The organism is Streptomyces sp. NPDC041068 (assembly GCF_040647455.1).
Classification (GTDB): Bacteria; Actinomycetota; Actinomycetes; order Streptomycetales; family Streptomycetaceae; genus Streptomyces.
The window spans coordinates 226,812-241,459 of record NZ_JBEZCG010000001.1; the positions used below are offsets into that span (position 1 = coordinate 226,812).

11 protein-coding genes are annotated in these 14,648 nt (G+C 70.1%); 9 read left to right on the forward strand and 2 right to left on the reverse strand.

Going from position 1 to position 14,648, the window contains the following annotated elements; all coding sequences use genetic code 11:
• Positions 1–7: 7 nt before the first annotated feature.
• The gene (locus tag AB0B50_RS00745; protein WP_362323456.1) at positions 8–655 is read right to left on the reverse strand and encodes a TetR/AcrR family transcriptional regulator; all 648 of its coding nucleotides are present in this window, start codon (positions 653–655) and stop codon (positions 8–10) included.
• A 150-nt stretch (positions 656–805) separates the two neighbouring features.
• Here AB0B50_RS00745 and AB0B50_RS00750 point away from each other — a divergent pair, with 150 nt between their 5' ends.
• Positions 806–2,998: an alpha-galactosidase gene (locus tag AB0B50_RS00750; RefSeq protein ID WP_362323459.1), complete on the forward strand. Its 2,193-nt coding sequence runs from the start codon at positions 806–808 to the stop codon at positions 2,996–2,998.
• A 65-nt stretch (positions 2,999–3,063) separates the two neighbouring features.
• On the opposite strand, the gene AB0B50_RS00755 is transcribed toward AB0B50_RS00750, so the two are convergent.
• Entirely contained in the window at positions 3,064–5,085 is a 2,022-nt protein-coding gene (locus AB0B50_RS00755) for a hypothetical protein (protein ID WP_362323462.1), read from the reverse strand.
• A 213-nt stretch (positions 5,086–5,298) separates the two neighbouring features.
• On the opposite strand from AB0B50_RS00755, the gene AB0B50_RS00760 reads away from it, so the two are divergent.
• The 8 genes from AB0B50_RS00760 (at position 5,299) to AB0B50_RS00795 (ending at position 14,647) form a co-directional block, all read left to right on the forward strand.
• Positions 5,299–6,636 carry a sugar ABC transporter substrate-binding protein gene (locus AB0B50_RS00760; RefSeq protein WP_362323465.1) on the forward strand — a complete coding sequence of 446 codons (1,338 nt, stop codon included), beginning with the start codon at positions 5,299–5,301 and terminating at the stop codon, positions 6,634–6,636.
• Complete coding sequence (locus AB0B50_RS00765) at positions 6,633–7,571, forward strand: sugar ABC transporter permease (RefSeq protein WP_362323468.1); 939 nt, start codon at positions 6,633–6,635, stop codon at positions 7,569–7,571. Before AB0B50_RS00760 ends, AB0B50_RS00765 begins: the two co-directional genes overlap by 4 nt.
• Positions 7,568–8,380 (forward strand): carbohydrate ABC transporter permease, encoded by an 813-nt coding sequence (locus AB0B50_RS00770; RefSeq protein ID WP_362323471.1) that lies wholly within the window; start codon positions 7,568–7,570, stop codon positions 8,378–8,380. Before AB0B50_RS00765 ends, AB0B50_RS00770 begins: the two co-directional genes overlap by 4 nt.
• Positions 8,381–8,382: 2 nt before the next feature.
• A complete protein-coding gene (locus AB0B50_RS00775) occupies positions 8,383–10,140 on the forward strand; it encodes a glycoside hydrolase family 36 protein (protein WP_362323473.1) in 1,758 nt (585 codons plus the stop codon).
• Between the two features lie 33 nt (positions 10,141–10,173).
• Complete coding sequence (locus AB0B50_RS00780; protein WP_362323476.1) at positions 10,174–11,193, forward strand: LacI family DNA-binding transcriptional regulator; 1,020 nt, start codon at positions 10,174–10,176, stop codon at positions 11,191–11,193.
• 15 nt (positions 11,194–11,208) lie between these two features.
• A complete protein-coding gene (locus AB0B50_RS00785; protein WP_362323479.1) occupies positions 11,209–12,174 on the forward strand; it encodes an SMP-30/gluconolactonase/LRE family protein in 966 nt (321 codons plus the stop codon).
• Positions 12,175–12,276: 102 nt separating this feature from the next.
• Positions 12,277–12,843, forward strand: coding sequence for a PadR family transcriptional regulator (locus tag AB0B50_RS00790; RefSeq protein WP_362323482.1), 567 nt, complete (start codon positions 12,277–12,279; stop codon positions 12,841–12,843).
• Between the two features lie 73 nt (positions 12,844–12,916).
• Positions 12,917–14,647: an acyl-CoA dehydrogenase family protein gene (locus AB0B50_RS00795; RefSeq protein ID WP_362323485.1), complete on the forward strand. Its 1,731-nt coding sequence runs from the start codon at positions 12,917–12,919 to the stop codon at positions 14,645–14,647.
• Position 14,648 lies beyond the last annotated feature (1 nt).

Here is a 14,648-nt window from a genome sequence, read left to right on the forward strand (position 1 = left end):
CGCCGGGTCATGCGCGCGGGGTATCGGGCGGCGTCTGCGGCGGCGTCTCGGGCGGGGCGCCCGCACAGCGCAGCGCCATGGCGACGAGCTCGGCCAGGAGCTCGTCGACGTCGTTCTCGTCGTGGGCGCCCAGCGGATCGACGAGGACCTCGCCGATGGCGCCGGTGAGGGCGGCCGCGGTGATCTCGCCGTTCTGCGCGGGCAGCAGCCCGGCGGCCATGCCTTCGTGGAGCACGTCGGTGAACAGCGCGCGGTAGCGGCGGCGGAAGTCGAGCCGCTCGGCCCCGACGGCCGGTTCCGCCGGTGCGGCGAGCAGGGCGTAGGCCAGCCCGCGGTTCTCCAGGGCGCGGCGGGCGAAGACCTCGACGCCGCGGGCGAGCCGCTCGACCGGCGATCCGTCGGGGTGGTGCAGCACCTCGCCGAGTACGTCGACCTCGCGCCCCGCGGCCCGCCGGAACACCTCGACGGCGAGCGCCGCCTTGGACGGGAAGTGCTGGTACACCGAGCCGGCCGCGATCCCCGCCGAGTCGGCGACGGCGGTCACGGACGCCTGGGTCCAGCCCACTTCGGCGACGACGGCGGTCGCGCTGTCGACGAGACGCTCGCGGGCCGCCGCAAGGCGACGCACTTCGGTGGGGGTCTTGCGGTAGGCCATGGAAGAAGTGAACCACCATTCAGAGCAAGAAGTGAACTGTCGTTCAGACCTTTCCGTCAACGAGTAATCCGGGGGACGTGCCGGGGTTGGGCGGGGCGGAGCCTGCGAAGGATCCACCACGGACCAAGAGCCGCAACGTGAGGGAGAACCGTGACCGAAGTGACTGCCACGACGCCTGTGACCCCCGTGGCGCCCGCCGTGGTGCATCTGCGCCGCGCCGGATGTTCGCTCCTCCTCGAGTTCACGCCCGACCGGCTCCCGATGGTCCGGCACTGGGGTGCCGACCTCGGGCCGCTGGACGCCGAAGCGGCACGAGCCGCATGTCTGGCCGGTGACGGGATCGGCCGTCTGTCGGGTGAGCTGGACGCCCGGCCCACCTCCGTCGTCCCCGAGCCGTGGACCGGCTGGATGGGGCGCCCCGGCCTGCTCGGCTCCCGGCGGGGCCGGAACTTCTCCCCCGCGTTCACCCTGAGCGCCGTGACCCTGGACGGCGGCGACGTCCGGGGCTTCGCCGAGGCGGGCGCGGCGGTGGTCGAGGCGACGGCCGTCGACCCCGAGAGCCGTATCCGACTGCTTCTCACCCTGGAGATGCTGGAGTCCGGTCTGGTACGGACGCGCGGCCGACTCCGCAACGAGGGGGCCGAGTTCGAGCTCGACCAGCTGTCCCTCTGCCTGCCCGTACCCGCGTACGCCACCGAGCTCGTGGACTTCACGGGCCGATGGGGCATGGAACGGCGGGCGCAGCGCCAGGAGTTCGCCGTCGGCACCCACCTCAGGGAGAACCGGCGCGGCCGCACCGGACTCGACTCCGCGTACGTCCTGCATGCCACGGAGGCCGGCAGCGACTTCGCGCGAGGCGAGACGTGGGCCGTCCACGTGGCGTGGAGCGGCAACCACCGGCACCTGGCCGAACACGACAGCAGCGGGATCCGGCTGCTCGGCGGCGGTGAACTCCTGCTTCCCGGGGAGATACGCCTCGCCAACGGCGAGGAATACCAAGGACCTTGGCTCTACGCCGCCTACGGAGAGGGCCTTGACCGCGTCGCGCACCGGTTCCACGACCACCTGCGCGGACGGCCCCACCACGTCTCACCAAGACGCCCGGTCACCCTCAACACCTGGGAGGCCGTGTACTTCGCACACGACCACGAGCGGCTCCTCCAACTGGTCGACCTGGCGGCCGAGATCGGCGTCGAGCGCTTCGTCCTCGACGACGGCTGGTTCGGCGGCCGTCGCCACGAGCGTGCGGGGCTGGGGGACTGGACGGTCTCCGCCGATGCCTGGCCCGACGGACTCCACCCCCTGGTGGACGCCGTGCGGAAGCACGGCATGGAGTTCGGCCTCTGGATGGAGCCCGAGATGGTCAACCTCGACTCCGACCTGGCCCGCGCGCACCCCGAGTGGATCATGGCGGCGCGCCGCCAACTCCCCGTCGAGCAGCGCGCCCAGCACGTGCTGAACCTGTCCCTGCCCGACTGCTACCAGGCCGTCCTTTCCCAGATCCTGGCGATCCTCGACGCGTACCCGGTCGGTGCGATCAAGTGGGACCACAACCGCGACCACGTGGAGGCGGGCCTCCAGCCGCACGGCGGCCGCCCCGCCGAGCACCGGCAGACCCTGGCCCTGTACCGGATGCTCGAAGAGATCAAGGCCGCCCACCCGGCGCTGGAGATCGAGAGCTGCGCGGCGGGCGGCGGCCGCGTCGACCTGGGCATCCTCGAACTCACCGACCGCGTCTGGGTGTCCGACGTGAGCGACCCGCTGGAGCGCCAGCGCCTGCTGCGCTGGTCGGGCCAACTGCTGCCGACCGAGCTGATGGGCTCCCACATCGCCTCTCCGCGCTCGCACACCACGGGCCGCCGGCACGACCTCTCCTTCCGCGGGGCCACGGCGCTCTTCGGCCACCTGGGAGTCGAGTGGGACCTCACCTCCACCACGCCCGAGGAACGCGCCGAACTGGCCCAGTGGATCGCCCTGTACAAGGAACACCGTGAGCTGCTCCACACCGGCACCATGTGGCGCGGCCCCGACCCCGGTCACGGCATCCAGACGCACGGAGTCGTCGCGAAGGACCGCTCGCAGGGCCTGTACGAGATCGCCGCCCTCACCTGGTGCGAGCCCGCGGCGCCGCCCCACGCCCGCCTGAAGGGCCTCGACGAGGAGCGCCGCTATCGGGTGCGTCCGCTGGTGGTGGGCTCCCCGCCGAGCGGTTTCTCGCCGCCCGCCTGGTGGCGCGAGGAGGGCATCGACATACCGGGATCGGTCCTTGCGCGGGTGGGCCTGCAGGTGCCGGGCATGCATCCGGAGCACTCGGTGCTCGTGCACGTGGAGAGGCTCTCCTGAGGGGAGGTTGAGCCGCTGGGCCCGCCGCCCGGTCGGGCCCGCCACCTGTCAGGGCCCGCCGTGCGTCAGGACGCGATCGCCGCGGTGACGGTCCGGCCGGGGGCGACGGGGACCTTCACATAGCTGTAGGTCTTCCCGTTGACCTCCTTGGTCTTCGCCGGCCGGGCCTTCCCGTCGACCTCGATCGTGGAGTGCTTGCCCGGGAAGCGCGCCTCCCACGTGTAGCGGTCGGGGCCTGCGTCGTTCGTGAGGGTCGACCTGCGCGCCCCGTCGTGGCGCAGCGTGAACGTGTTGCCGCCGATCCTCAGGTCCTCGATCCGCAGCCACTCCATGCCGGACGGCATACGGGAACGGGTGCTGAGGGACGTGGCAGGGGCGTCGGGCTCGACTCCCATGAGGCCTTCGACCGTCTGGCCGAGCAGGGTGTAGGAGACCTCGGGGTAGTCGCCGTTGGGGCCCTGCTTGCCGACGGGGTGCTGGTCGTCGCGCTTGTCGTAGACGTACTGCATCCACTTCCAGGCGGCGTCGTTGCGCTCGTACGCGAAGAAGGTGTCGGGGAGGTAGGAGATCGCCTCGATGTTCGCGGGCTTCCCGCTGCCACCGGCCTGCTCGTCGACGTAGTCCAGATAGGCGTCCGTGCGCGGGCCGGGCGTCATGATCTGCTTCATGGGCATGAACCAGCTGTTCTCCTTGCCCCAGCCGGTGAGCGGCTTGCCGTCGGTGGTGTACGCGCGGACCATCGAGGCTCCCGAACCGGAGCCGCTCCAGGTGGAGTTGAAGTACTCCTCGAGCTCGTCGGCCTTCTTCGAGTACGTCTTGGCCAGCGCAGCGTCGCCCTTGCTCCCGGCCAGCGCGGACATCGCCCGGAAGGCCTGGTACTGGGACCCGATGGCGTCACCCGCCTCGGCGAGCGGTTCGTCGCTCGCCTCGTTGTAGCTTGCGGCGCCGGCGAAGATGCCCTTGCCCGTGCCCTCCGCCACGCCGTTGGGCCTTGCGCCGTCGTGTCGCTCGATGAACTCCTTCGTCGCGTGACGGTAGAAGTCCCAGAGGGTGTCGTCGTCGACGTAGGCGCGGTCCCCGCTCCAGCGGTACGCCTCGTTCGCCTTCTGGACCAGTTCGAAGGGGGCGGGCACCTCGCGGACGAAGGACGTGGGGCTGTGGTAGTCGATGGACAGCGGCGTCCTGTTGTCGAAGTTGACCGCCCACACCGGGTAGTAGGCGTGCTCCTCGGTCGAGGTGGAGGCGAACGTACGGAGCATGGCCTTGTTCGCTTCGCCCAGGCCGAGGACCGAGGCGCCGCCGACCTGGTGGGCCATGTCGCGCGCGTAGTAGCCGCTGCGATGGGCGTAACCGGCCCAGTAGGAGGGGGCGTAGACACCGGTCCCGGTCCCGGCGGGGTTGCGCTCGTCGACGTCGAGGGGGCCGACCGTGCCGGGCTGCTGCACCCAGCTGTTGGCCTTGCGCTTCGACCAGCCGAACATCTCGACGATCTTCGGGTCGGACGACGTGACCACGGGGTCGGCGGGAGCGGAGGGCGAGACCATGAGGTCGTCGGCGTTGACCCAGCCGCCGCCCGACTCGAAGGCGAGCTCCAGCTCGTCGCCGCTCTTCAGCGCGATCCGGCTGAGGGTGTGGCGGGCATAGGTGGGACGGGCGGGCAGCGTCACGGACCCGGCCGTCCTGCCGTTCACGCGAGCGACGAACCTGCCGCCCGTGCCCCCGGTGGCGATCCACGCGGAGAAGTCGTACGTGCCGTCGCGGGGAGCCGTGATCTTCTGCGAGACCTTCTTCCCTTCCCCCTCGTCGAGGTAGGCCAGCTTCGCGCCGCCGTGGGGCTGGTTGGTGGCCACTCCGGTGCCGGTGGTGAAGGTCCAGCCGGCGGTTCCCTGCTCGAAGCCGGGGTTCTCGATGCCGAGCGGCGTCGGTGCAGAAGGTGCGGTCGGTGCTGCGGGTGCTGCGGGTGCCGCAGATGCCGCAGGTGTTGCCGGTGCGGCCGTGGCCGGATCCCCCAGGGTCAGGGGTGTCAGCGGGACGAGGACGGCGAGTGCGGCGAGGGTCGCGAGGCGTGCGGGGCGGGGGCGTCTCATAGCTGACTCGCTCCTGAGGGGTGGAGGACGGGACGGCTGGAAGCTAGCCGCCCGTCCAACTCCCTTTCAAGACATGTGCAAGAGAAGAAAGAAGATCGGTCGGAAAGTTTTCAGCGAAGTGTTGCAAGTGGATTTGGCTCATTGCTAACTTCCCTGCGTCGCACCTCCGTTGGGGAGGGAGCGGCATCGAGCCGCGGGCAGAGGTGGGGGCGCATGGGAACAAGTCGTCGCAGAATTCTGGGAGTCGGCGGGGCTCTCGTCGCGGGCGCCGGCCTCGCAGGGCTCACCGGCTGCTCGTCCGGCGCGCGGGCCGGAGCGCTCGGGGACCCCGCCAAAGGCGACATCACGGTCTGGAGCTGGGCGGGACCTGCCGCCGAAATGCGGGCTCTGGTACCGCAGTTCACCAAGCGGCACCCGGGCATCGGGGTCACGGTCCAGGACATCGGCAATCCGGCCATCTGGGACAAGATCACCACCTCGATGGCGGCGGACGGCGCGGGTCTCGCGGACGTACTGCACATCGGTGTCGACTACCTGCCGGCGTACACGGACCGCTTCCCCGGACAGCTCGCCGATCTGCGCGCACTCGGCGCGGGCGAATACCGCACGGCCTTCGCGGACGGCCTGTGGCAGACGGTCTCCCTGGACGGCTCGCGGGTGGACGCCCTGCCGTGGGAGGCCAACTCCGGTGGCTTCTACTACCGTTCCGACGTCTTCGAGGACGCCGGTGTGGACGTGGACGCGATCGACACCTGGGACGACGCCTTCGAGGCCGGGCTGAAGATCAAGAAGAAGACCGGCAAGTACCTGCTCGGCATCGACAAGCCCGCCTCGCAGCAGGACTCGGCGAACTTCTTCCAACTGCTGCTCCAGCTCCAGGGCACCATGTACTTCAACCTCGACGGAGACATCACGGTCGACTCGCCCGAGGCCGTGAGAGCCATGACGCTCATCAAGCGAATGAACGATGCCGGTCTGGTGAACGACATCTCGGGCGGCTGGAACGCCCTGATCGGCTCGATCAAGAACGGCACCGCGGCGGTACTGCCCTCGCCGACCTGGTTCGGCGACGTCATCGAGGAGGCCGTTCCCGACCAGGCCGGGCGCTGGGGCGTACGCCTGCCGCCCGCCGTCCGGCGCGGCGGCACCAACGCCGCCACCGTGAACTCCACCCACCTGGCGATCTCGGGCACCAGCCGTCACCAGGCCGCGGCCTGGAAGTTCGTCGAGTTCGTCCTGACCCGCCCCCGGTCCCAGGTGCGCATCTACAAGAACAAGGGCATCGCCCCGGCCCTGATGAAGGCCTACGAGGACCCTGTTTTCCATGAACCGTCCGAGTTCTTCGGCGGTCGGAGGAAGGGCGAGGTCTTCCTCGAGGCCCTCAAGGCCGACTCCCCGGCCTTCAACTACACCTCCGACTACGCCCGCGCGCTCAAGGCCGTCACCGACGCACAGACCCGCGTGCTGCTCCGAGGGGCCGACCCGGCCACCGAACTGCGCAGGGCCGCCGACCAACTCGCCGCACAGACCGCACGCAAGGTGGCCCGATGACCCTGCCCGTCACACAGATACGCGCGGTGTCCGAACCCCGCGGCCCCCGGACGAAAGGGCGGAGCCGACGGCCGAGGCCGAGCGCACGCCGTCTCGCGCCGTACGTGTTCGTCCTGCCCGCCGTGCTCCTCTTCGCCGTGTTCAAGCTCTACCCCATCGGCCGGTCCTTCGTCCTCAGCCTCTTCAAGTCCATCGACGGGGTCGACACCTACGTAGGACTCGACAACTACGCCCGGCTGACCGACGACCCGCTCTTCTGGACCGCCCTGAAGAACACGGCCGTCATCCTGGCGATCCAGGTGCCGGTGATGCTCGCACTCGCCACCGGGCTCGCCGTCGCGCTCAACTCCACTCTCCTGCGGGCGCGCGCGGTCTTCCGCCTCGGCTTCTTCCTGCCGATGGTCACCGGCCTCGTCGCCTACGGAGTCATCTTCTCCGTACTCCTCAACCAGCAGTACGGACTGGTCAATTGGCTGCTCTCGCTCATCGGCATCGGTGAAGTGTCCTGGCTCACCGACCCCCTGTGGGCGCAGATCTCCCTCGGCCTCGCCCTGACCTGGCACTACACCGGCTACAACGCCGTCATCCTGCTCGCGAGGCTGCAGACCGTCCCCGGCGAGCTGTACGACGCCGCCGCCGTCGACGGCGCGGGCGCCTGGAAGACCTTCCGGCACGTCACGCTGCCGGGGCTGCGGGCGGCGATCCTGCTCACCACGGTGCTCTCCACGATCGGCACCCTGCAGATCTTCGACGAGCCGTACGTCCTCACCCGCGGCGGACCGGACAACGCCACGCTCACCATCGGTGTGTACCTGTACCAGAACGCCTTCACGTACTTCGACTTCGGCTACGCCTCGGCCATCGCCTACGTACTCGCCGTGCTCATCGGAGCGCTCGGCCTGATCCAGTTCCGGGTCCTTGGAGACAAAACATGAAGCGAAGCGTCATGCTCACGTCCGGACTCGCCGTGGTGCTCGCCGCCGTCCTGGTCCCCTTCTACTGGCTCGTCATCGCCTCCACGCACAGCAGCGCCGAGATCTTCGGCTCCCCGCCACCGCTGCTTCCCGGCGGACACCTGACGGAGAACCTCTCCGCCCTCCAGGAGACGGCGTCCTTCGGGCAGGTCGTGCTCAACTCCCTGCTCATCGCCGGGATCTACACCCTCTGTGCCGGTCTCGTGTGCACACTCGCCGGCTACGCCTTCGCCAAGTACCGCTTCAAGGGCCGCGACGGGCTCTTCGGCCTGCTCATGCTGGGTCTGGTCATCCCCAACCAGGTCACTCTCGTGCCGCTGTTCCAGATGATGGCGCAGTGGCAGTGGCTCAACACCTACCAAGCCGTGATCATGCCCAACCTCGCACTGCCCTTCGGGATCTTCCTGATGCGCCAGTCCATGGCCGCCCTGCCCGATGTGCTCCTGGACTCGGGGCGCATGGACGGCTGCGGTGAGTTCCGCCTCTTCCTGCGCGTCGTGCTGCCGCCGATGAAACCCGCCCTGGCCGCCCTCGCCATCTTCCTGTTCCTCTTCCAGTGGAACGACTTCGTCTGGCCGCTGATCGTCCTGCGCGACAACGCCTCGTACACGATCCCCGTCGCGCTCGCCTCCCTGCAGGGCCTTGACGACACCGACTACGGCGCCCTCCTCACCGGAACCGCCGTCGCCGCCCTGCCCATGGCGCTCGTCTTCCTGGCCCTCCAACGCCACTTCGTCTCCGGCCTGCTCGCCGGAGCCGTCAAGGAGTAACCGTGAGCATCCTGTCCTCCGAGGCCGTCACCACCGCCGAGCTGGCCCCGGTCCCCTTCGAGCCCCTGCTCGACACGGTGCGGGTGGCGGTGCTCGCCCCGGGTGGGAACCCCGCATGGACCCTGACCGAACTCCCCGGCGGCCTCAGGATGTTGGAGGTCGATGCGCCCGGCGCTGCCGTCGAGATCCGGCTCTCGAACCCGCTCGGTGACGCCGCGGGCTACTGGCACCCCAAGGCCGGATGGAACCGCACCCTGGTCGCCGACTGGGCGGGGCGCTCCGAGGTCAGCCTGGTCGACGGCCTCGCCGCGGGCTGCCTCTACGACAGCACCGGCGCCACGCTCCTCACCTTCGCCGCGGCCGATCCGGTCCCCGAGGTCTCGCTGCGCTTCGGGGTGTCCGAGGAGAGCAACACCCATGTGGTGCACCTGGGGCTCCCGGCGTCCACCACGCCGCACCGCCTGCTCTTCGTGCCCCGCAGCCCGTCCGTGGCTTCGGCCCTACGGGCGCTGCGCGGCTGGTTCGAGGCCGCGATGCCGGAACCCATGCCGGTGCCCGAGGCCGCCCGGCTCCCCCTGTACTGCACCTGGTACGCCTTCAACCAGCGGATCGACGCGGCCGACGTCGAGCGGCAGGCCGCACTCGCCACGGACATGGGCTTCGGCACCCTGATCGTGGACGACGGCTGGCAGCGGTACGGCAGCGGCCGCGGCTACGGCGGAGTCGGGGACTGGACACCCGACACCGCCAAGTTCCCCGATTTCACCGCCCATGTCGCGCGTGTACGCGGCGGGGGACTGCGCTACATGGTCTGGGTGGCGCCGCTGCTCCTGGGCCCGGGGGCGGACTGCCACACGACATGGGACCCCTTCGCCCCCGCCGCCGCGGGCGTGCCCGGTGCGCACGTCCTCGACCCCCGCCGACCCGAGGTCCGCGCCCACGTCGTCCGCACGTGCCTGCGCCTGGTCCGCGACCACGGACTCGATGGCCTCAAGGTCGACTTCCTGAACGAGGCCATGGTCTACGCCGGGGACGGGCGGGGTGACGTCGGACAGGCCCTGATGCGGCTGCTCACCGATCTGCGGGGCGCCCTGCTCGCCGAACGCGCCGACCTGCTCCTGGAGTTGCGCCAGCCTTACGTCGGCCCGGGCATGGCGGCCTTCGGGAACATGCTCAGGTCCTTCGACTGCCCGGCCGACTCCACCGCCAACCGCGTCCGCACGATCGACACGTCGCTGCTCGCTGTCGGCGGCGCCGTCCACTCCGACCCGCTGCTGTGGGACACGTTCGCCCCGGTCGAGGTGGCCGCGCGACAACTCATCGGCGCCCTGCACGCGGTGCCGCAGATCTCCGTACGACTCGACGCGCTCACCGCGGAGCAGGCCGACGCGGTCCGCTTCTGGCTGTCCCAATGGCGCCGTCTGCGCCCGCAGTTGCTCGACGGCACGGTCGAGCCGGGCCGGCCCGACGGCCTCTACACGCTGGTGCGCTCCGAGTCGGACGACGTGGCCGTGGTGACCGTGCACGACGAACGCGCCGTTCCGGTACGGCCCTTCACCCACCGCGAGACCGTCCTGGTCAACGCGACGGCCAAGGACCGTGTGATCGTGGACGTACAGGACGAGGGTGCCCGGACGGAGATCGAAGTCCGCGGTCCGGACGGACGTATCATCGAGCGGACCCAGATGTCGCTCGTACCCGGCCTGCACAGCGTTCCGGTCCCGACGACGGGGCTTGCTCTGCTGACGAAGACCGCGTGACCCGTCACGGGAAAGTCACGGGAAAGGGAGAGAATGAAGGTCGGCATCGTTGAGATCGCTGCCCGTGCGGGAGTGAGCGAGGCGACGGTCAGCCGGGTCATCAACCGCCGCCAGGGCGTGGCCAAGAAGACCAGGGACGCGGTCGAAGCGGCCATGGCGGAACTCGGCTACGAGCGCGCGGTCGAGGGACAGCTCGTCGCGGTGATCACCGAGCACGTCTCCAACCCCTTCTTCGCCGATCTCGCGGAGCGCATCGAGGCGTTCCTCGCGCCGCACGGCCTCAAGACGGTGCTCTGCCCCGCTTTCCCGGGCGGTGTGCAGGAACGGGACTTCATCGCCTCGATGGTCGACAAGGGCATTGCCGCGGTGGTGTTCCTCTCCTCCTCCAACACGGTCGAAGGCGCCGACACCGAGACGTACGAGATGCTCCGCGCCCGCCGCATCCCCTACCTCGGGGTCAACGGCGAGTTCGCCGACAAGGTGCCGGCGCCCGTCTACTCCACCGATGACGCCCTGGCCGCCGAGCTGGCCGTCGACCACCTCCACCGGCTCGGTCACCGTGCCATCGGCATGGCCTCGGGCCCCCTGGGCAACCGCCCCGCCGACCGGCGGGTGCGCGGCTTCCTCGACGCGATGGAGCGCCGGGGGAGCAAGGACGCCGAGCGCTGGGTGATTCGACAGTCCTACTCGGTCGAGGGCGGTCAGGCGGCGGCGCAGTCGCTGTTGCGGCTCGGCGCCACCGCCGTCGTCGCGGCCAGCGACTACATGGCTCTCGGCGCGATCCGCGGGATTCGCCGCCAGGGCTGCGCGGTGCCCGACGACGTCTCCGTCGTCGGCTACGACGGCTCCATGATCACCGAGTTCGTCGATCCTCCGCTGACGACCGTCCGTCAGCCGGGCGACCGGCTCGCGCTCGAAGTGGGCCGCGGCGTGCTGTCGTTGGTCAGCGGACGCGACGTACCCACCGGTGAACTCCTCTTCGACCCGGAATTGGTGATCCGGTCCACGACGGGGCCCGCTCCGCGCAGACTGCAACGAGAGTCCGACACCTGAAAACGGAGGAGACCGATGCAGTCGAAGGTGAGACGGCCGCTCCACGGCGCATTGCGCGGGCCGGGACGCGCGATCGCGGCGGCCGTGGGCGCGGTCATGGCCGCGGGCCTGCTCATGGCCGCCCCCGCGCACGCGGCACCGACCTGTGACGCCCCCGAGGCGGCACCACCGACCCAAGTGGCGCACATCCCCGACTGGGTCGAGTCGATGGCCGTCGACAAGCAGGGGCGGATGTTCGCCACCGCGTACGTCACGGGTCGCGTGTACCGGATCGACGCACCCGGCAGCGAGCCCGTGGCGATCACCGGGAACATCGGCGCCAACGGCGGTGTCGTCGTCCGCGAGGACGGCCGCCTTCTCGTCGGCACCGGCAACGACCTCGCCCACTCGCTCACCGGCGACTTCCACCCCACGTCGAAGCTCCTGCTCGTGGACCCGGAATCCGGGAAGGTCACCACGTACGCCTCGGGACTCGGCGGCATCGACGGCGTCGCCCTCGCGCCCGACGGCACCGTCTACACCACGACCCTGGGCGGCCGGAACATCGGCCGCGTCACGCCGGACGGCCGGGTCGACCCCGCCTGGGCGAAGGTGCCGCAGCCGAACGGAGTCGCCGTCTCCCCGGACGGCAAGCAGGTCTACGTCATCCAGACCACCGTCGCCCCCGGGCTGTACCGGATCCCGGTCGACAACCCCTCGCGCCCGGAGCGCTGGATCTCCGTCGCGCCCTCCGACGTCCTCGCCCTCCCCGACGGGATCACCCTCGACAGCGCCGGGCGCCCGCTCGTCGCCACGCACGCGGCTGGCCAGATCTGGCGGGTCGAGGGCGGGAAGCTCTGCGCGGTCGAGTCGGGGATGCATCTCTCCACACAGATCACCTACGGACAGGGCGGCCGCGGCTTCTCGGCGGGCAAGCTGTACCGCTCGGGTGTCGACGGAAAGATCTACGAGGTGCCCGCGGGCGCCGAGCCCTTGGGCTGAGCACCGAGCCCTTGGGCCGAGTCGGCGAACGTCCAGGTGAGCCGCGTCTCACCTGGACGGTGCCGCTTGTCTATGCAACGAGTTGCATAGAAGGATTCGGGCATGGCCCTCGAGCACGCGATCCTCGTCTCCCTGCTGGAGAAGCCGGGCTCCGGCTATGAGCTGGCCCGGCGCTTCGACCGGTCCATCGGCTACTTCTGGGCCGCCACGCACCAGCAGATCTACCGCGTCCTCAAGCGCATGGAGGGCGACGGCTGGATCGACGTCCGTGAAGTGGTCCAGCAGGACCGGCCGGACAAGAAGGAGTACTCCGTCGCCGCCCTCGGCAGGACCGCCCTCTCCGGGTGGCTGCACGAGCCGATCGAACCCGAGAGCGTCCGGCACGAGCTCGCCGTCAAGATCCGCGGCGCGGCCTTCGACGATCCGGTCGCGCTGATCCGCGAGGTGGAGCGGCACCGGCAGGCACACGCCGACCGGCTCGCGCACTATCTCGCGGGGGAGCGGCGCGACTTCACCGGGCCCGAGGCCGAGATCCCCGGGGCGACGCCCGACGCCGGGCGGGAGCTCCAGCACGTCGTGCTGCGCGGGGGCATCGCGTACGAACGGATGACGATCGCCTGGCTCGACGACGTGATCGCCACCCTCCACCGGCTCGCTCCCGAGCGCTGACCCGGACCCGAAGCCTTCACCCCTCATTCTCATCCCTTGCCACCCACCTCCCGAGCAGGAAAGGCGAACCGCCATGGCCGACCCTCTGCTGTTCAACCCGACCACCTACGACCCCACGCACTTCGACCCCGAGACCCGCAGGCTGCTGCGCGCGACTGTGGACTGGTTCGAGGCGCGCGGCAAGCGCAAGCTGATCGAGGACTACCGCTCCCGCGCCTGGCTGGCCGACTTCCTCGCCTTCTCCGCCAAGGAGGGCCTGTTCGCGACCTTCCTCACGCCGTCCGCCGCGGCCGACGGTACCGAAGGTGCCGAGGACAAGCGCTGGGACACCGCTCGCATCGCCGCACTCAACGAGATCTTCGGCTTCTACGGCCTCGACTACTGGTACGCGTGGCAGGTCACCATCCTGGGCCTCGGCCCGGTCTGGCAGAGCGACAACGCCGTGGCCCGCGCCCGCGCGGCCGAACTCCTCGACCAGGGCGAGGTGTTCGCATTCGGCCTGTCCGAGAAGACGCACGGCGCCGACATCTACTCGACCGACATGCTCCTGGAGCCCGACGGCAACGGCGGCTTCCGCGCCACCGGCTCGAAGTACTACATCGGCAACGGCAACGCCGCGGGCCTGGTCTCCGTCTTCGGCCGCCGCACCGACGTCGAGGGCCCCGACGGCTACGTCTTCTTTGCCGCCGACAGCCGCCACGAGGCGTACCACCTGGTCAAGAACGTCGTCGACTCGTCGAAGTACGTGAGCGAGTTCCGCCTGGAGAACTATCCGGTCGCTCCCGACGACGTGCTGCACACCGGCCGCGCCGCCTTCGACGCCGCCCTCAACACGGTCAACGTAGGCAAGTTCAACCTCTGCACCGCCTCGATCGGCATCTGCGAGCACGCGATGTACGAGGCCGTCACGCACGCGCACAACCGCATCCTGTACGGCCGTCCCGTCACCGCCTTCCCGCACGTGCGGCGGGAGTTGACCGACGCGTACGTCCGCCTCGTCGGGATGAAGCTCTTCAGCGACCGCGCCGTCGACTACTTCCGCTCCGCCGGGCCCGACGACCGCCGTTACCTCCTCTTCAACCCCATGACGAAGATGAAGGTGACCACCGAGGGCGAGAAGGTCATCGACCTCATGTGGGACGTCATCGCGGCCAAGGGCTTCGAGAAGGACAACTACTTCGCGCAGGCGGCCGTCGAGATCCGCGGCCTGCCGAAGCTCGAGGGCACGGTCCACGTCAACCTCGCGCTGATCCTCAAGTTCATGGGCAACCACCTGCTGAACCCGGCCGAGTACGCGCCCGTGCCCACGCGCCTGGACGCGGCCGACGACGACTTCCTCTTCCGGCAGGGACCGGCCAGGGGCCTCGGCGCCATCCGCTTCCACGACTGGCGCACGGCCTTCGACGCGTTCGCCGAGCTGCCCAACGTCGCCCGCTTCCGCGAACAGGCCGACGCGCTCTGCGAGTTCGTCACCACGGCCGCCCCGGACGAGAAGCAGAGCCGCGACCTCGACCTCCTCCTCGCCGTCGGCCAGCTCTTCGCGCTGGTGGTCCACGGCCAGCTGATCCTGGAGCAGGCGCGTCTGACCGGCCTTGAGGAGGACGTCCTCGACGAGCTCTTCGCCGTTCTCGTACGGGACTTCTCCGCGCACGCCGTCGAACTGCACGGCAAGGACTCCGCCACCGAGGCGCAGCAGAGCTGGGCCCTGGGTGCGGTGCGCCGCCCGGTCGTCGACGAGGCCCGCTCGGCGCGTGTCTGGGAGCGGGTGGAGGCGCTGGCAGGGACGTACGAGATGGCGCGGTAAC